The sequence below is a fragment of the Streptococcus sp. W151 genome (assembly GCF_053010205.1).
This window is the reverse complement of the sequence record NZ_JBRKNT010000001.1, coordinates 234618-251685: the sequence shown is the minus strand read 5'-3', so window position 1 is coordinate 251685 and position 17068 is coordinate 234618. Positions and strand designations below refer to the sequence as shown.

Here is a 17068-nt window from a genome sequence, read left to right as displayed (position 1 = left end):
ACCATATGTATCAGAGTCTACATAACAAGAAGAATAACAGTTTCATAGGCATGTAAGTATCTAAAAAGAATAATGCTTTTGAAACACTCTACCAAACACCATCCCCCTATTATCCCCCCACTTGTGGTATGATGGTAGAGTATGTTTAGGTGCCGAGCTACTCGAGCACCTCCGTGCTAAAAGGAGAACGAATATGAAAATCGCATGGAATGAAATTAAATACCAACCCAAGAAGTTTATCCTGATTGAACTCCTCATTACCATCCTCATGTTTATGGTGGTGTTCTTGTCCGGTCTAACAAATGGACTGGGGCGTTCGGTATCGGCCCAAATCGATAACTATGGGGCCCTTCACTACATCCTTTCGACGGATTCAGAAGGGATTATCCCCTTTTCAACCATTACGGCGAAAGATGTAGATGAGGTCCAAAAGATAGAGGGGATGGACTATTCCGGCTTGTCCATCCAGCGGGCAACCGTCTCAAAATCAGAGGATTCCAATACCCTGGATATCACCTACTTCGCGACCGATCACAACGAAGAAGAAATCCTCAATCCAATCATGGAAGATACAGACCTCAAGATCTCCGACTTAAAGAAAAACGAGGTCATTTTGGACAGTTCTTTCAAAGAGGATGAGGGGATCCAAATCGGTGATCAAGTGATCGACAAAACTTCTAAGCAAAAACTCAAGGTCGTGGGCTTTGCGAAAAATGCCAAATACGGCTATAGCGAGATTGGCTTTATCAGCTCGGAGACCTACACAGGCATGCGGCAAAAAACAGATCCAAGCTATCAATGGCAAGCCCAAACCCTTGTGACCAAGAAGAGCATCACTTCTAACGATCTATCCAGTAACTTAATGATGGCAGATAAGAAGCAAGTGATCGATAAAATCCCTGGCTACAAGGCTCAAAACCTGACGCTACGGATGATCACGTGGGTTCTCTTGCTTGCTTCTTCTGCTATCCTTGGAGTCTTCTTCTATATCCTGACCCTGCAGAAGTTGAAACAGTTCGGCGTCTTGAAGGCCATTGGCATGTCCATGAGCCAGATCACCTATGTCCAACTGTCCCAGCTCACCATCATCTCCCTCATCGGAGTGCTACTGGGACTTGGCTTGGCAACTATGATGGCGCCATTATTACCGAATAGCGTCCCTTCCTTTATGACCCTGAAAGACAACCTCACCATCTCGGTTAGCTTTATCCTGACCTCTATTTTGTGTGGTGCCTTATCCCTTGTCAAAATCAAAAAAGTAGATCCAATCGAAGTCATTGGTGGAAATGGAGAATAAGATGGCTATTATTGCATTAGAAAATATCAGAAAATCCTACGCCGATGGCAGCCAGATGCACCATGTCCTCAACCAGCTGAATTTAAGCGTCGAACCCAACGAATTTGTCGCGATCTTGGGTCCTTCCGGATCTGGTAAATCCACTCTCTTAGCCATCGCTGGCTTACTTTTGTCAGCAGACGAGGGGCGGATTCGTATCGCTGGCCAAGACTTGACCGGCCTCAACCAAGGCCAGTGGACACAAAAACGTCTGGAATTGCTCGGCTTCATCTTTCAAGATCACCAGCTCCTCTCCTATATGAAAATCGGTGACCAGTTAGAACTGGTAGCCAAATTGAAAAGAGAAAAGGACAAGAAAAAACGCCAAGAGGAAGTCAAAGCCTTGTTGGCAGATCTGGGCATCGAAGCCTGTTACCACCAATACCCTAATCAGATGTCTGGTGGACAAAAACAACGGGCAGCCATCGCGCGGGCCTTTATAGGAAATCCGCAGGTCATCTTGGCTGATGAACCAACGGCTAGCCTAGACCCGGATCGAGGGCAAGAAATCGCCCAGTTGATCCGAAAAGAAGTCAAATCCAAAAACAAGAGCGCCATCATGGTCACCCATGACCGCTCCATCCTGACCTATGTGGATACCATTTATGAATTAAAACACGGCCAATTGCTAAAGGTCGAAAAAGTTGATTAAATACAAATAGCGAACAAGAGTTTCTCTTGTTCGCCATTTTTTTATTCTTGAGGAGCTTTGGGCAGTTCCATACGGAAGCGTAAGCCCATAGCCGTTTTATCAAATTGATAGGCCAGTTCTTCATGGTCTAGCAAGTGTTGGACCACGAAGAGTCCCAGACCACCTTCCTTCTTCTGGCGGCTAGCGGTCATTGGCATCTCAGCGGTCTCTACCATTTCTTGACTGGTATTTTCAACAGCCAAGTGCGTCCCTTCTTCTTCGAGCCGGAGCTGGATCTCTCCACCGGCATCCGAATGCTTGACGGCATTACTAATGACATTTGACAGGACCAATTTCAGAATCGCTGGGTCCATATAAACTGCTTTGTCAGGGATTTGGTTGTCAATCGTGAGCGCGCGGGATTGAGCCAAGACCTTGTACTGGTCGAGGATCTGCTCTAAGACCTGATCCAGCTGGATCCACTCCTTGTCTCCGGCCAATTCTTGGACAGAGGACAGGGACAGGATTTCTAGGACGATCTGGTTCATCTCATCGACGATATCGAGGGAGACCGACAGATAGCGGTCCCGGTCCTTGTAGCGACCGATCTTATCCCGCATATTTTCTAGGATAATCTTCAAGCTGGCCAGAGGCGTCTTGAGCTCATGCGAAGCTCCCCGTAGGAATTCCACCTTCATCTGCTCCAACTTCAGATTTTCCTGTTTCTGCTGCTCTAGATTGTCGATCACCTCTAAAAGATGATGATAGAGGTCGTTGATCTGTTGCTTGAGAACGCCGATCTCATCCTGAGAATGAATGGGAAGACTGGCTGTCCGATCCAGCCGTTTCATCCGCTTGGTCATCTGCTTGATCTCAAGGATTGGAGCAGAAATCAGGCGGGCATAGAGATAGGAGGCAATTAGTGACAGAACAAAGGAAGCAAGGAGACTATAGGGAAGAAAGCCCAGACTGATGTCCCGCGCTTCCTTTTGCGAATCCACAGTTGCTAAGAATTGCAAGGTCAAGTCCTTCCCCTCTTTGGTCTCAATCTTTCGCTCTTCAATGACCAGCGAATTATTCTGGCTATCAGGGTTCAGGAGCAGGTCATCCTTAACCTCTAGGGCATTTTGTTTTTCCTTGCCCTTGATCGAGACCTTGATATCATTGGTCTTGGAATAAAGGTCGATGACCGACTCAATGGTCCCTTCTGCCTGACCCTGGAAACTCTTAGCCAGGGCTTGCGATTTCTTCAAAATCGTCTGGCGCTGGGACTCGATATAGGTCGATGGAAAAATAAAGTAAACCGAAGCATGGAGAAGGATGACTAAGCTACTAAAAAGGGCAAAGGTGATCAGAAAGATTTTTGCAAAGATACTCCGTTTGGTCATGGTCTCTCCAATTTATAGCCGACATTGCGTACCGTAACGATACAGTCCAGCTCTAGTTTTTTTCGTAGTTCCTTGATATAGACATCGATCACACGGTCAAAAGGAATCTCCTCCGTCTCCTTCCAGACGGCATCGAGAATCTGAGAACGGGTCCGGGCCTTGCCCTCATGCTGGAGCAAGTATTCCAAGATTTCCAACTCCTTGGCATTCATGGAAATGGCTTTGCCTGCTAGGCTAGCTGTGTAGCTCTCAAAATCCACCCGTGCCTCTCCATAGGTGAAGACCCGGGAAGGTTGAAGCTTTTTAAAAATAGCTTCGATACGGACCTTCAAGAGGGACAAGGAGAAGGGTTTTTCCAGGTAACCATCTGCCAACTCTCCAAAGGCTGTCAACTTATAGTCCTCGTCATGGAAGGCCGTTAGCATCAAGACAGGGACTGAGCTAGTCTTGCGAATAGTCTTGAGGACTTCCAAGCCATTGAGGATAGGAAGCTGGATGTCCAGCAAGACTAGATCCGGCGTCTCTCTGTGAAAGAGATCCAGGGCCTCCTGCCCATCGCCTGCTTCAAAGACTTCATAGCCACATTCCATGAGATAGTCGCTCATCCCTTCGCGAATCAGGACTTCATCTTCTACGATTAGTATCTTCATACACTTTCCTTTTTTCTAAGAAACTTCTTCTACCTCCTATTATACCCTATTTCTATTTTAGGAAACAATCTCTTATTCGACATCCACCAAGAGTTCCTTTGGTTTCTTATGCAAGAGCCATTGAGAAGAAAGGATGGATACGAGAATCAAGAGAAGCCCACCGACTAAAACAATCACCATCAATTGACTCGGTTGGATGTCCATATGGATATCTGTCAGGGTCTTACTGAAGCTTTCTGCCTCAGCTCCTCCACCAAGGTTGGCTGCAGAGGATTCTTGAGCCATTTGTTTGGCAATGCCACTGGTGACGTTTTTGAGTACGGTATCTCCGACTCCTTTGGCAAGAAGACCTGCGACTCCATAGGAGAGGAGGAAGGCTGGAATGGAAATCATGACCAATTCTGCCACAAATTGCCCTGCAATCTGTACCTTAGAAAGCCCTAGAGCCAGCAAGATACCCACTTCTCTGCGACGGGCATTGAGCCACAAAACAAGGAGAAGAGTGAGAAGCAAGCTAGCAAAGATGAGGCTGCCGATAAACAAGTAGTCCGCCACTTGGAACATACTGCTGATGGATTTTTGCAAGGCTGGGTAGTTGGAAGAGCTCTTAACCAAGTCAAAGTAATTCCATGGGATATCCAAGGCTTTGATTTTTTCGATCAAGGCATCCAGATCCTGATCCCCCTTGGCAAAGAAAGTCGCATCTTCATAGGTAGCTGTTTGGACAGTATTGCCATAGAGTTTGGCAGCTGTATCCAAGTCAGAAATGAGTGTATCTTCATATAACTCTTGGGCGTAAGTTAGAGGAGCTTGGTTTTTCCCAGAGAACAGACCCTTGATGGTCACTTCGACGGTTTCATTAGCCCCTTTTTCATTGTCAGCATCGTAGAGATTGGACTTGAGTCGCACCTTATCGCCTACCTTGAGGCCATTCTTTTTCGCCAAATCTTCGTGCATGAGGATTTGGTTTTTGTCTTTATCCGTCAGGTGCTCCCCTTGGACCAGCTTGTAGGCTCCAGAGACAAACTTATCTTCTTTTGAAGAGTCATTGACCCCTGTCACCATCAAGGTATTCTTGAAGTGCTTAGCCCGCTCTGGAGATTGGTTTTGTAAGGTTTCTTCGGTCTCAATGATCTCGTGGTCTAGGATATCCGCGATGGCATTGATCCGCTTGATGGAGGAGGTGATCCCCTCTACCTGGCTGATTTTTTCGATATCTTCTCCTCTGAGATTCCCAGCTCCGCGAGGGGTTCCCGGATTGGTCCTGCGATTGATCTGCATGGAGAAGCTATTGGTGATGGATCCCAGACTTTCCGATGAAGCTTTTTGGGTTGCACCCTTCATGGAGAGTCCGATCAAGCTCAAGGTCCCCATGAGGAGAATGATGGCAAAGAGCAAGAGAGACTTGGGCCATTTACGTGTGATATAAGCAAAAGCATTTCGCAACATAGCATTCCCTCCTTACTTACTCTTCTCAACGAGGCTACGGCGACTCAATTCCAAGACCACATCGGAGGCCTCTGCCACTTCCTTACTGTGGGTGACGACAATGACACATTTTTGGCGTTCCTTGGCCAACTTCTTCAAAATGGCAATGATATCACCTGCTGTCTGTTCGTCTAGGTTTCCCGTCGGCTCATCAGCCAAGATGACAGGTGCTTCTGAAACGAGCGCACGCGCAATGGCCACCCGTTGCTGCTGCCCTCCGGATAGTTGGAGGACATTGCGTTTGATTTGCGTTTCGTCCAATCCCAATTCCAAGAGAATCTCTTTCCCTGCTTGTTTGTTGACCAGGCGGACATTTTCAAGTGGCGTCAAATAATCAATCAGATTGTAATTCTGGAAAACCAAGGAAACATGGTGCTTGCGATGGTAGCTAGACCCTTTGGTCTGGATGTCCTCCCCATCAAAGAGAACCTGCCCCTTCTTGGGATTATCCAGACCAGCTAGGAGGGAGAGGAGGGTTGATTTCCCAGCTCCTGACTGACCGATAATGCTGTAAAAAGTCCCATTTTCGAACTGATAGTTCACGTCTGAGAAGATCTCTTCTTGGTAACTTTGATAGCTATAGGCTACATGTTTGAGTTCTAACATAGGTGTCATTTCTCCTTAACTCATTTTTGTTAATATTTCTTTTGGACTCTTGCGCCAGATCAAGCTGGTGGTTGCACCGAGCGACAATAGGATCAAGCACAAGAGGCTAGCATAGGCGATTCCTAAGGAAAGGCCTTGAGGGATTTGGTTGAGCAAGTCTAGGGTCTGCTGTTGACCTGTCTGTCCGACAAACTGCTCTAAGAAACGATGGCTGACCATCCGCCCGATGAGAAAGGCTGGGATCACTGCTAGTAAGGATACCAGCACCACCTCCAAGAGGAACTGTCTAAAGATCCGGCCCTTGCTCTTCCCAATGGATAAGAGCACCCCGATTTCATGGATCCGCTCCCGTGTCCAGAGACTTAGTAAGAGCGATAGCGTACCTGCTCCTGTCACCAGGAGGACGATCATCATGATCCGTACCAGGCCTTCTAAGGTCTGAGAGGATTCCTTCATCTGATCAAAGGCCTTGCGATCTTCGACCACGCGTAGCGATTGCCAATCCAGATCCAAGCTTTTGACTTGCTTCAAGAGAGCATCGATTTTCTCAGGATCTTTGACCCCAAAGGTGACCTGGGTCACTTCTTGCTGACTGAGACCTAGGAGCTTGGTCGCATCCTCATAAGGGAGGTAGACTTGATTCTCACTCAGATCAGAGGTCATTCCTGTGAATTTTTCCTGTTTCTTACCCGAAAAGATCCCAACGATTTCAAAGACTTGCTCTTTGGCAGGAGTTTCTCCCATCTGAAAGCTGGATAAGGTCAACTGATCTCCGACCTTAAGCTTGTTCTTCTTAGCCAACTCTTCGTGGATCATAATCTGCCCACTCGCCTTATCGGATAAGTGTTTGCCTTGCACCAGTTGGAAACTGCCACTTCGGAAATCCAGATGCTGGTCTGTCTTCTGGGTAAAGACAGCACCTAGTGCTTGCTTGGCTTCCTGTCCCAGATCATCCCTTTCTACCGACTGCTGTCCCGTCACCGCTTCTTTACCAAGAATACGAACGGGACTTTCATATTGAGGAACCATGGATCCCACCCCGTCCAGTTGCCGCACCTTTTCAGCTTCCTTCAGAGCAAAGGGCCTATCCCCTTGTTTACTGGTCAGAGCAAAACTGGTCCCCGCCGACTGTTTGATATGGTCCTCCAGTCTTCCTCCCACTTGCATCAGTGAAAAACAGAAATACAAGCAAGAGAGGATCAAGAGGAGAATCAGAAAGAGGACCAGATTCCTCGTTCTTTTTCTAGAAATATAGGCGATTGCCTGTTGTAAGAGCATGATCTTACCCTCCATTTCAAGGTCCATAGCGATGCAATGTGGACGCTTTCATCATTTGTTGCTTTCATTATAGAGGAGAAATGTGAAATGTTTATGAAATAGAAAAAGTTTCCTAGATTTTCTAGGAAAACTGAGCAGTGCTTCAGAGTCACTTCATCTACAGACATAGAAAAAACCTTTGAAAAAAGATTTCTTTTCAAAGGTTTTATTTTCTTTTCTTCTTAATTTCTTTTTCAATCGCACTAGCAATTTTCTCCACCATATAGGCCGTTTGGAGATTGCGTAAGATCAAGAGGGCCCAAAAGAATGCAAAGAGCATCTGACCCGCCATGGTCGCTTCATTGAAAAAATAAGTCTCCATAGCAGTAAAGACTGCTAGCACTGCAAATTGTTTTGTATTCATATCCTCATTTTACCATGAATCAGTAAAAAATTCATGTATTAATCGTCTTGGAGGGTAATTTTATCGGATAAGAAGGTAAATTCCTCCGGGATGATGCTTTCCTCTTCTTCCACCACTTCCGCTTTTTGCCCACGTGTCTTAGCTGAAAATTCTGCCCGAATTTGCGTCCATTCTTCCATCGAAACAGCTAAAATCTCTGGCGAGAAGCCCGCAGCGTTGCTAAGGATATTTCCAAACATGGTATTGAGGTTGTCCCGCTTCATGGTCTGTTCAGCATTAAAGGCAGACTCAAAGGCTAAAATAGCGTGATTTTCATTGGCAGCGACTGGCTGGGATCCGATTAAGAGGGCCTTATCCGCACCTGCCAAGCTCTCGATAATTTCCCCCCATGCATTCTGAAGACGGATCAAGTTGGTCCGTGCCAACTCTGGGTTTTCGACCGCCTCTTGTAAAATGGCGTTGACCTTATTTCGATCTGCCCGATAGCCCTTGTTCGACTTAGTTGGACGAGTTACTGCTGGTTTTGAAGCAGGAAGACTGCTACCTGATTGTGCTAATTGTTGCTTGAGTTGAGCGACTTCCTTCTTCAAGTCTTCCAGCTGAGAAAGCACATTAGAAGGAACCTCCACAGCAACTGACTTAGAAATTTGACCCGTGCTTTCAGCCAATTTAATGGTCATCATTTCAGTATAGATGCGCGGTTGCAGACTATTTTTGATGTCCGCTAGACTAGTCGTCGCCTGGTCAATCAGAGCAAAGAGACGAGCTTGATCGGCTGCAAGGTTGGCCGCAAACAAATCACTAGCATGGGTATTTTCTCCACCTGTTTGGACAATCAAGAGATCTCTCAGGTATTGAAGTAAGTCCGCGACAAAACGAGCCATATTCTTGCCATTATCAAAGATAATCTCAAGTTGGTCCAGCGCAGCCGTCGCATCATGGTCCAAGATGGCAGCCACGTACTGGTCGAGAGCGGCTAGGCTAATGGAGCCCGTAATCTCTTCAGCGATCGCTGTCGTCAACTCACTACCCGCAGTCAGACTCAGGGCTTGGTCTAAAATCGACAAGGCATCCCGCATCCCACCTTCAGCGCGCCGGGCGATGATCTGAACCGCATCTCCTTCATAGGCAATCCCTTCAGTAGCTAGGATGTTTTCCAAATGCTGGACAATATCTGGCAGTTTGATGGATTTGAATTCAAAGCGTTGGACCCTAGAGAGAATAGTTGCAGGAATTTTGTGCAACTCTGTCGTAGCGAGGATAAAGACCACGTTTTCCGTTGGCTCTTCCAGCGTCTTCAACAAGGCATTAAAGGCCCCTGTCGAGAGCATGTGGACCTCATCGATAATGTAAACCTTGTGCTTGGCTAGACTAGGAGCATAGGTCGACTTGTCGCGAATATCGCGAATTTCATCGACCCCATTGTTAGAGGCTGCATCGATCTCGATGACATCTTCTAGACTCCCGTTGGTAATGGATTCACAGATATAACAGTCGTTACACGGCTCCCCATTGACTTGATTGGGACAGTTCATGGCCTTGGCAAAGATCTTAGCCACACTGGTTTTCCCAGTTCCACGAGGACCAGAAAAGAGATAGGCATGACTGATCTTGTCCTGCTCCACTGCCTGTCTCAATGTCCGTGCCACCACTTGCTGGCCGACCAATTGACCAAAGGTCTGGCTACGGTATTTCCGATATAAAGCTTGATACATTAGTTCTTAACTCCAAACATCTTAAAGTCCCAATTTGTCTTTTCGATCAAGATGGTGACAAACTCTTCCAAATATTTTTGATCCAGCTGATCGTAGTCAGAGACGCATTCTGAGTCCAGGTCCAAAACCCCAAGGAGCTGGCCGTCCTTGACCATAGGCACCACAATCTCACTCATGGCCCGGCTATCACAAGAAATATAGTTGGCATGTTGGCGCACATCATCGACAATCATGGTTTCTTGCTTCTGGGCCGCTTCTCCACAGACACCCTTTCCAAGTGCGATGTGGACACAAGAGACGCCCCCCTGAAAGGGTCCCAAGATCAATTCTGACTGGTCATACAAATAAAAACCCGCAAAGACAGAACGTGGCAGGGCTTGATTTAAGAGGGCACTGGCGTTGGACAAATTAGCCAAGGCATTGCTTTCTCCTGTTAAGAGAGCGTCTAACTGGGCCAATAAAAGTTGGTATTGTGATTCTTTTTCCGAATGTTTCATACCTTTCATTATACCAAATCTTTGCCCAAAAATTAAGCTTCAAACAGCAAAAGAAAAGAGAGTGGGACAGAAATCGGTCATTCGTTAGAATTCGATTTCGTCGTCCCACTCTCACTTTTCTCACGGCAGAAAGTTTCAATATATTCTGGATTCATTTTAAAAATGAAATTTCAGTTTTATTTCTTTGCAAAATCATTTTATCTATTCATGTCGTCGATTGAAGTGAAAGACTTCAAAATACTGAATGGCCCGGTAGATTAAAAAGATGGTCAAGATGATGGCCACCAGCCAAATCGTCTTTAGTCCATAAAACTGGATCAAGTAGGTCGAAAAGATGGCCCCACAGACGAAACTCCCGATCAGGCAGGTCATAAAGATGGCTTCCCAGAGGAATTTCATCTCCCTGTCTCTAACAAAATTTCCATAAGCTACCATGGTTTTCTTGAGATTTCCGGTCATAAAAGAGTGGTTGTAGGCATAGCCATCTACTTCTCCAAATGAGGTCGCTACGATTCCTAAACTCAGGCTAAAAAAAGGCACGATGAAGACATTTTTTACCGATGCTGGTAAAAATCCTGTCACCAAGGTCGTGAGGATAAAGGGCACCAGGGTACTCAAGCGCCAGACTGAATTGTCAATCAAGCGACGTAAAACCGTCATCAAAAAGATTCCCAGCATAAAGGCCAGCATGGTGGCTAACTTCACTTCTACATCTGAGATCTGCTGGCCAATCAAACCAACCGATAGAAAGACCACATTTCCCGTCTGGCCTGCCGCCAAAGTCCCACCCCGACAAATAAAGGTATAAGCATCTGAAAAACCAGCACACATGGTCAATAAACAAGCGAACGCCTTGGTCCGCGAATGAAACTCCCTTTTCATTTCCATTCTCCTTAGGAAAAAGAGGGAGTGGTACCAAATGTTTAAATAAACATTTCCCATACCACCCCCACAAAGTTGATTGAGAACTCTTCTGAGTCTTTTAGCGAATGAAGAGTCTCATCAACTACTGAGACATTCCGTCACTCCTCATATCCATAGACACTTGGAGATCACTTGCTCTCTTTCTCCTTTTTTTATTTTCCCTCACGCGCTTCGTTGAGGATTTTTTCAATCTTGGTTGTGATCAAATCAATCGCTACCGTGTTGGTCACTCCTTCAGGAATGATCACGTCCGCATAGCGCTTGGTTGGCTCAATGAACTGATGGTACATGGGTTTCACCACTCCAAGGTACTGCTCAATAACGCTATCGAGACTCCGTCCACGCTCCTCCATATCGCGCTTGATCCGGCGAATGATCCGAACATCATCATCCGTATCCACAAAGATCTTGATATCCATCAAGTCTCGAAGGCGCTTGTCTTCAAGGACCAAGATCCCTTCCACGATAAAGACATCTTGAGGTTCCTGACGATAGGTCTTGCTGCTGCGTGTATGCTCTGCATAGTCATAGGTTGGGATATCCACTGGACGACCTGCCAAGAGTTCATTGATCTGCGCAATCATCAAGTCCGTATCAAAGGCAAAAGGATGGTCATAGTTGGTCTTGATCCGCTCCTCAAAAGTCAAATGACTTTGGTCCTTGTAATAAGAATCATGCTCAATCATGGCAATCTTTTCATTCGGAAAATTAGCCAAAATGGCACGAGACACACTGGTCTTTCCACCACCAGAACCACCAGTAACACCAATAATAATAGGTCTATTTTGCATTTTCTACTCCATTACCTCTAATCGCTTGAAAAGGTCCTAACCTCTCCACTACATCTTATCCATTTTACCATATTTTTGCCTAGACATGAATAGTTTTTCAATAAGAAGTTTGGAAACAAAAAGGACCTTGCGGTCCTTTGATTATTTCACTTTTTCTAATTTTGCGGCAAATTCATTCCCACCACGTAAGACGAGTATATTTTTTCCACCGTTGACAGGTACGAAACAATAATTTGAATTAGCTTGTATATAGACTTCCTTCGCGCTCTTCACTTGATAGCCTTCTGATTTCACCGCTTCTTGAATTACTTCAAATGTATGTTCGATCTCTTCTTTAGAAGTCGTGTCTCCATCATACTTTTCTGAATCAGCTAGAGAATAGAATGCGTAAGCCTTGCTATCGAAATACTTATCACTAATAATTCCGTGATCTGAAATCTGAACAGTTGTATTATCTCCTTCTGTCACATTCTTCCATTTTCCAACCATGGCCTTTGGTGTTTCAACCTTGTGATAGACCAAATTATCTTCAAAGTTTCCTTTGTATGACTTATAAGTTTTCAAGTCAAATAAATCATTTCTTAAAATAATATTGCTTCCGTCTTTTTGGAGCAAGTTATAGCGTGTGTTCCCCCCAGACTTAATAACAACTATTTCCGTCGTCTTCAGGTTAAATTTCTTATCAACATCCGCAAGTGAATGCAAGTCAGTTGCATTCAACAAAGAAAGTGCTGTATTAAATTCTTTTTTCGCTTCATTGCCCTTGAGAACCTTTTTGATGGTCTCATCGCCATTGACTCTTTGTTTCTTTCCGCTTAGTTCATAAGTGACCGGACTTGAATCCGTATCTCGCAACCAAACGCCATCTACACTTGGTCCACCTGAAAAGAAAAAGAACCAAGCAAAAGCAATCACTGCGACAAGTCCTCCAACTGCGCCCCCAATCTGTGCTTGTTTATTGAATTTTTTCGGTCTTGGCACAGGTTGCAAGGTTTTCGCAGATGGTTGCGGTTGCACAAAAGCCGTAGACTCTTGTGAAAGAGGTGCGCTAGGTGCAACAGGTACTTCTTGAGCAGGAGCCTGCGCTTCAGTTGCTGGAGATGGTGCCTCAGTTGTTGGAGTCGGCGCTTCTTTTCGCTCTACGACAAACTCCCCTTTTTCACGCGCTTCTTGAAATTCTTGCATACTTGGCTTACGACCATTGATCGCTTCAAAGTATTCAACCCAATCTTTTTGATTCATAATATCCCCCTTATTGATTCATCACAAAAACTAATCATATTATACCACAAATCAATGGTATATTTTGTGATTTTCAGAAAATAAAAGAAAAGGACCTTTCGGTCCTTTCATTATTTCACTTTTTCCACCATCGACTTAAAATTATAGTCTTTATCTAGAACAATAACCTTCTTCCCTCCATCGACAGGCACAATGTAGGAATTGGTATAAGCCTCTTTATATACCTCCCTAGCACTTTTCACTGTGTAGCCTTGATTTTTAATCTCTTTTTGAACCTGTTCAAACTCAGTATTTATTTTATCATCCGAAGAATGAGAATTTCCACTCTTATCATTGATACGATCAGTATCTACAAGTGGATAAATGGCAGTGACATCAGTATTAGATGCGCCATTTTTCGTTATTTGAAAAACTAAATGATCATCATTATTAGTCACATTTTTCCATTTTCCAACCAAAACATCAGGGTATTCGATTTTTTGGAAAACGGCTCTTTTCTTAAATTCTGACAAATTGGATTTATAATATGCTAGATCATCCAAATCATCAGAGAATATGACATTTGTCCCATTGGACTGAAGCAAATTATAAAGTGCTAAACCGTCTGTTTTAAAAATGACCACTTCTTTGGTCTTCAAATGAAACTTTTTATCCACATCCGCTAGCGTCTGTATATTCGGTAAGTTTAATGCCGAAAGTTTCTGAACAAATTCCTTCTTAGCTTCTTTTCCTTCGATGATTTTTTTGATCGGAAGAGTTGTATTGACTTTCTTTGTCTTTCCATTTAGTTCATAAACCACAGGCATCGAATCCGTGTTGCTCAGCCAAATTCCATCTAGACTTGGTCCACCTGTAAAGAAAAAGATCCAAACAAGAGTGATTGCCGTAACAATAGCAACGACTGCAAGACAGAACTTTGTTGGTTTATTGAAAGACAATGTCGATCTTTTTGGTCTTGGAACAGGATTCAAAGTTTTCGCTGATGGTTGCGGTGGGACAAAAGATGTAGACTCTTGTGAAAGAGGGGCGCTAGGTGCAACAGGCGCTTCCTGAGTAGGTGCCTGTGCTTCAGTTGTTGGAGCTGGTGTTACTGGTGTAGGAGCAGACACATCCTCCTGTTCGACTATAAACTCCCCTTTTTCACGCGCTTCCTGAAATTCTTGCATACTTGGTTTGCGACCATTGATCGCTTCAAAGTATTCAACCCAATCTCTTTGATTCATCATCACTTCCCCTTTTCATTCAGTTTAAAAACTACTCTTATTATACCATAAATCAATTCCCTATTTAGTGACTCTTTTAGAAAAGCAAGAAAAAGTCCAAGCAATTTTCTACTTGGACTTTCTTCCTTATTTCAAAACTTTTTGTGTTTTCGCGTAGTTAGCTTCTACAGCTTCTTTTTCAGCCTTCCACCAGTCTTGGTGGTCTGTATACCACTTGATAGTGTCTTCCAAACCTGCTTCGAAGTTGGTGAATTGTGGTTCCCAACCCAATTCTTCACGCAATTTTGTTGAATCGATGGCGTAACGCAAATCGTGACCAGCACGGTCTGTGACACGGTCGTAAGCATCTTTTGGTTGACCCATTTTTTCAAGGATCAACTCAAGCACTTCCTTGTTGTTTTTTTCACCATCGGCACCGATCAAGTAAGTTTCACCGATACGTCCCTTGGTAAGGATGGCCCAAACACCAGTTGAGTGGTCGTTAGTGTGGATCCAGTCACGAACGTTCTTCCCTTCACCATAAAGTTTTGGTTTAATACCAGACAAGATATTGGTGATTTGACGTGGGATGAACTTCTCGATGTGTTGGTATGGCCCGTAGTTGTTTGAACAGTTTGAAATGGTTGCCTTAACACCGAAGGAACGAACCCAAGCCTTCACAATCAAGTCTGAAGCAGCCTTGGTTGATGAATAAGGTGATGATGGGTTGTATTTGGTTTCTGCTGTGAATTTTTCACCAGGACCTTCACCATGTCCGGGAAGATCTTCGCGCAATGGAAGGTCACCATACACTTCGTCTGTTGACACGTGGTGGAAACGAATATCGTATTTACGGGCAGCTTCCAAGAGTGTGTAAGTACCAATGAAGTTGGTGTGGATAAATGGTGATGGATCATTCAATGAATTGTCATTGTGGCTTTCAGCTGCATAGTGAACAATCGCATCAGCCTTAGCAGCCAATTTATCAACCAATGCTGCGTCAGCAATATCACCAACAACCAATTCAACACGGTCACCAAGGATTTCTTCAATGTTGGCACGGTTACCAGCGTATGTGAGTTTGTCAAGGACAGTCACATGCACGTCTGGATGGTTGTTGTAGACATAGTGTACGAAGTTTGAACCGATGAAACCAGCGCCACCGGTTACGATGATGTTTTTGTATTCAGTCATTTTTTCTCCAAATAGTTCTTTCTTTGGATTGTTCCTTTAGCTAGTGAGGGACGCCAGCAACCCTTCGGTTTCATGGCTAAATCCGGAGCCGAAGTCTCCGAATTCCCTACAAGATTCCCTCAGGGAATCTTGTTTTCACTAGGGCAGGAACAATCTGATAACGCTCCTTGCAGTCGCGATACTGCTGGGCAAAGTTCGTTCTTACAAATCTTCTGCTTTTAGGGGTTTGACGTCTTTGAGCAGTGGGTGATTCTTGTCTGCTTCTGAGACTTCTGCTTCTTCCAAGTTTTCCCACTGGATGTCTAGGCTTGGGTCTGCGTAATTAACAAATGCATATTTTGGCTTGAGCTCCAATGCCCAGTAGTCATTGACTAAGTAGGTATAAGCCACTTTATCCGTCAAAACTTGGAACCCATTGGCAACGCCACGAGGGACAAAGATTCCTTTTGAAGCATCGATCACAGTTTGGTAGGTGTTCCCAAAGGTCTCACCTTCACGAAGGTCTACCCAAGTTCCAAGAACCTTTCCTTCATCTGCAACAGAGATGTACTTGTCCCAAGGTTCTGCATGCAAGCCACGCAAGACATGCTTACGAGAGAATGAAATGTTATTTTGCAACTTACCTTCCGCAAAGAAGCTTTCTGGAAATCCAAGAGGAAGCATCTTCTCTTTTTGGAAGTTTTCTTTAAACCAGCCACGGTTATCCCCACGGACTGGAATATCAAACTCCATCAAGCCTGGGATCGCTTCAATCTTGCGGGCTGCTAATTCTTTCTCGAAAAATTGTTCTGTCATTAAGCTTCTCCAATCAAACGGAGCAAATATTGTCCGTATTCGTTTTTCTTCAGCGGTTGCGCCAATTCATAGACTTGCTCTTTAGTGATATAGCCCATACGATAGGCGATTTCCTCAAGGTTAGCTACTTGGACATTCTGAAGACGTTGAACCGTCTCGATATATTGAGAAGCCTGCAAGAGACTTTCATGAGTTCCTGTATCCAACCAAGCAAAGCCACGGCCCATGAGCTCAACAGAGAGATCTCCACGCTCCAAATATGCCTTGTTGACATCGGTGATTTCAAGCTCTCCACGAGGACTTGGTTTGATATTTTTGGCAATCTCTACCACATCATTGTCATAGAAGTAAAGACCTGTCACCGCAAAGTTCGATTTTGGATGTTCTGGTTTTTCTTCGATTGAGATGGCATTCATATCCGCATCAAACTCTACCACACCAAAACGTTCTGGATCTTTGACTTGGTAACCAAAGACAGTCGCGCCTTTTTCTTTCGCTTCTGCCCGTTGCAACATCTTGGTTAAGCCATTTCCGTGGAAGATATTGTCTCCAAGAACGAGGGCAACATGATCATCCCCAATAAATTCTTCTCCAATGATGAAAGCTTGCGCCAATCCATCTGGGCTTGGTTGCTCAGCATAAGAGAGGGAAATTCCTAGTTCAGAACCATCTCCAAGAAGCTCTTCAAAACGAGGAAGATCCTGCGGAGTTGAGATGATTAAGATTTCTTTGATCCCTGCCAACATAAGGGTTGATAAAGGATAGTAGATCATCGGTTTGTCATAAATGGGCATCAACTGTTTGGAAGCGGCACGAGTCAAAGGATACAAACGAGTACCTGAGCCACCAGCTAAAATAATACCTTTCATAATGTTAGGCCTTTCTACGTAGTCATTACCCTTATTTTATCATGTTTATATAAAAAAGT

17 protein-coding genes are annotated in these 17068 nt (G+C 44.6%); 2 read left to right on the top strand and 15 right to left on the bottom strand.

The window, feature by feature from the left end:
* Positions 1-193: 193 nt before the first annotated feature.
* Complete coding sequence (locus ACVC7Q_RS01160; protein ID WP_447264510.1) at positions 194-1297, top strand: ABC transporter permease; 1104 nt, start codon at positions 194-196, stop codon at positions 1295-1297.
* Between the two features lies 1 nt (position 1298).
* Positions 1299-1988 carry an ABC transporter ATP-binding protein gene (locus tag ACVC7Q_RS01155; protein ID WP_447264509.1) on the top strand — a complete coding sequence of 230 codons (690 nt, stop codon included), beginning with the start codon at positions 1299-1301 and terminating at the stop codon, positions 1986-1988.
* Between the two features lie 41 nt (positions 1989-2029).
* On the opposite strand, the gene ACVC7Q_RS01150 is transcribed toward ACVC7Q_RS01155, so the two are convergent.
* The 15 genes from ACVC7Q_RS01150 to rfbA all read right to left on the bottom strand — a co-directional run bounded on the left by ACVC7Q_RS01150 (position 2030) and on the right by rfbA (position 17009).
* Positions 2030-3355: a HAMP domain-containing sensor histidine kinase gene (locus ACVC7Q_RS01150; protein WP_447264508.1), complete on the bottom strand. Its 1326-nt coding sequence runs from the start codon at positions 3353-3355 to the stop codon at positions 2030-2032.
* Positions 3352-4005 (bottom strand): response regulator transcription factor, encoded by a 654-nt coding sequence (locus ACVC7Q_RS01145; protein WP_447264507.1) that lies wholly within the window; start codon positions 4003-4005, stop codon positions 3352-3354. Before ACVC7Q_RS01145 ends, ACVC7Q_RS01150 begins: the two co-directional genes overlap by 4 nt.
* A gap of 72 nt (positions 4006-4077) precedes the next feature.
* Positions 4078-5454, bottom strand: a complete 1377-nt coding sequence (locus tag ACVC7Q_RS01140; RefSeq protein ID WP_447264506.1) for an ABC transporter permease — start codon at positions 5452-5454, stop codon at positions 4078-4080.
* A gap of 12 nt (positions 5455-5466) precedes the next feature.
* Positions 5467-6108, bottom strand: a complete 642-nt coding sequence (locus ACVC7Q_RS01135; protein ID WP_447264505.1) for an ABC transporter ATP-binding protein — start codon at positions 6106-6108, stop codon at positions 5467-5469.
* A gap of 6 nt (positions 6109-6114) precedes the next feature.
* Entirely contained in the window at positions 6115-7377 is a 1263-nt protein-coding gene (locus tag ACVC7Q_RS01130) for an ABC transporter permease (protein WP_447264504.1), read from the bottom strand.
* A 205-nt stretch (positions 7378-7582) separates the two neighbouring features.
* Positions 7583-7780 (bottom strand): DUF3272 family protein, encoded by a 198-nt coding sequence (locus tag ACVC7Q_RS01125; protein ID WP_447264503.1) that lies wholly within the window; start codon positions 7778-7780, stop codon positions 7583-7585.
* A 38-nt stretch (positions 7781-7818) separates the two neighbouring features.
* Entirely contained in the window at positions 7819-9495 is a 1677-nt protein-coding gene (gene dnaX / locus ACVC7Q_RS01120) for a DNA polymerase III subunit gamma/tau (RefSeq protein ID WP_447264502.1), read from the bottom strand.
* Positions 9495-9992 carry a GAF domain-containing protein gene (locus ACVC7Q_RS01115; RefSeq protein WP_447264501.1) on the bottom strand — a complete coding sequence of 166 codons (498 nt, stop codon included), beginning with the start codon at positions 9990-9992 and terminating at the stop codon, positions 9495-9497. Before ACVC7Q_RS01115 ends, dnaX begins: the two co-directional genes overlap by 1 nt.
* A 201-nt stretch (positions 9993-10193) precedes the next feature.
* Positions 10194-10874: a YoaK family protein gene (locus tag ACVC7Q_RS01110; RefSeq protein ID WP_447264500.1), complete on the bottom strand. Its 681-nt coding sequence runs from the start codon at positions 10872-10874 to the stop codon at positions 10194-10196.
* A 194-nt stretch (positions 10875-11068) separates the two neighbouring features.
* Positions 11069-11707, bottom strand: a complete 639-nt coding sequence (gene udk / locus ACVC7Q_RS01105; RefSeq protein WP_003007856.1) for a uridine kinase — start codon at positions 11705-11707, stop codon at positions 11069-11071.
* Positions 11708-11848: 141 nt separating this feature from the next.
* Positions 11849-12949, bottom strand: a complete 1101-nt coding sequence (locus ACVC7Q_RS01100; RefSeq protein WP_447264499.1) for a hypothetical protein — start codon at positions 12947-12949, stop codon at positions 11849-11851.
* Between the two features lie 110 nt (positions 12950-13059).
* On the bottom strand, positions 13060-14172 hold the full coding sequence (locus ACVC7Q_RS01095) for a hypothetical protein (protein ID WP_447264498.1): 1113 nt from the start codon (positions 14170-14172) through the stop codon (positions 13060-13062).
* 126 nt (positions 14173-14298) lie between these two features.
* Entirely contained in the window at positions 14299-15345 is a 1047-nt protein-coding gene (gene rfbB / locus ACVC7Q_RS01090) for a dTDP-glucose 4,6-dehydratase (protein WP_447264497.1), read from the bottom strand.
* A gap of 201 nt (positions 15346-15546) precedes the next feature.
* Positions 15547-16140: a dTDP-4-dehydrorhamnose 3,5-epimerase family protein gene (locus ACVC7Q_RS01085; protein WP_125374183.1), complete on the bottom strand. Its 594-nt coding sequence runs from the start codon at positions 16138-16140 to the stop codon at positions 15547-15549.
* Positions 16140-17009, bottom strand: coding sequence for a glucose-1-phosphate thymidylyltransferase RfbA (gene rfbA, locus ACVC7Q_RS01080; RefSeq protein ID WP_371608898.1), 870 nt, complete (start codon positions 17007-17009; stop codon positions 16140-16142). Before rfbA ends, ACVC7Q_RS01085 begins: the two co-directional genes overlap by 1 nt.
* Between the last annotated feature and the right edge of the window lie 59 nt (positions 17010-17068).

Bases quoted from the DNA above. Each gene is read 5' to 3' on its own strand.
- ACVC7Q_RS01085 (WP_125374183.1), bottom strand. From the start codon at position 16,140: ATGACAGAACAATTTTTCGAGAAAGAATTAGCAGCCCGCAAGATTGAA.
- ACVC7Q_RS01150 (WP_447264508.1), bottom strand. From the start codon at position 3,355: ATGACCAAACGGAGTATCTTTGCAAAAATCTTTCTGATCACCTTTGCC.
- ACVC7Q_RS01115 (WP_447264501.1), bottom strand. From the start codon at position 9,992: ATGAAACATTCGGAAAAAGAATCACAATACCAACTTTTATTGGCCCAG.
- dnaX (WP_447264502.1), bottom strand. From the start codon at position 9,495: ATGTATCAAGCTTTATATCGGAAATACCGTAGCCAGACCTTTGGTCAA.
- ACVC7Q_RS01145 (WP_447264507.1), bottom strand. From the start codon at position 4,005: ATGAAGATACTAATCGTAGAAGATGAAGTCCTGATTCGCGAAGGGATG.
- ACVC7Q_RS01100 (WP_447264499.1), bottom strand. From the start codon at position 12,949: ATGAATCAAAAAGATTGGGTTGAATACTTTGAAGCGATCAATGGTCGT.
- ACVC7Q_RS01135 (WP_447264505.1), bottom strand. From the start codon at position 6,108: ATGACACCTATGTTAGAACTCAAACATGTAGCCTATAGCTATCAAAGT.
- rfbA (WP_371608898.1), bottom strand. From the start codon at position 17,009: ATGAAAGGTATTATTTTAGCTGGTGGCTCAGGTACTCGTTTGTATCCT.
- ACVC7Q_RS01130 (WP_447264504.1), bottom strand. From the start codon at position 7,377: ATGCTCTTACAACAGGCAATCGCCTATATTTCTAGAAAAAGAACGAGG.
- rfbB (WP_447264497.1), bottom strand. From the start codon at position 15,345: ATGACTGAATACAAAAACATCATCGTAACCGGTGGCGCTGGTTTCATC.
- ACVC7Q_RS01160 (WP_447264510.1), top strand. From the start codon at position 194: ATGAAAATCGCATGGAATGAAATTAAATACCAACCCAAGAAGTTTATC.
- ACVC7Q_RS01155 (WP_447264509.1), top strand. From the start codon at position 1,299: ATGGCTATTATTGCATTAGAAAATATCAGAAAATCCTACGCCGATGGC.
- ACVC7Q_RS01095 (WP_447264498.1), bottom strand. From the start codon at position 14,172: ATGAATCAAAGAGATTGGGTTGAATACTTTGAAGCGATCAATGGTCGC.
- ACVC7Q_RS01125 (WP_447264503.1), bottom strand. From the start codon at position 7,780: ATGAATACAAAACAATTTGCAGTGCTAGCAGTCTTTACTGCTATGGAG.
- udk (WP_003007856.1), bottom strand. From the start codon at position 11,707: ATGCAAAATAGACCTATTATTATTGGTGTTACTGGTGGTTCTGGTGGT.
- ACVC7Q_RS01110 (WP_447264500.1), bottom strand. From the start codon at position 10,874: ATGAAAAGGGAGTTTCATTCGCGGACCAAGGCGTTCGCTTGTTTATTG.
- ACVC7Q_RS01140 (WP_447264506.1), bottom strand. From the start codon at position 5,454: ATGTTGCGAAATGCTTTTGCTTATATCACACGTAAATGGCCCAAGTCT.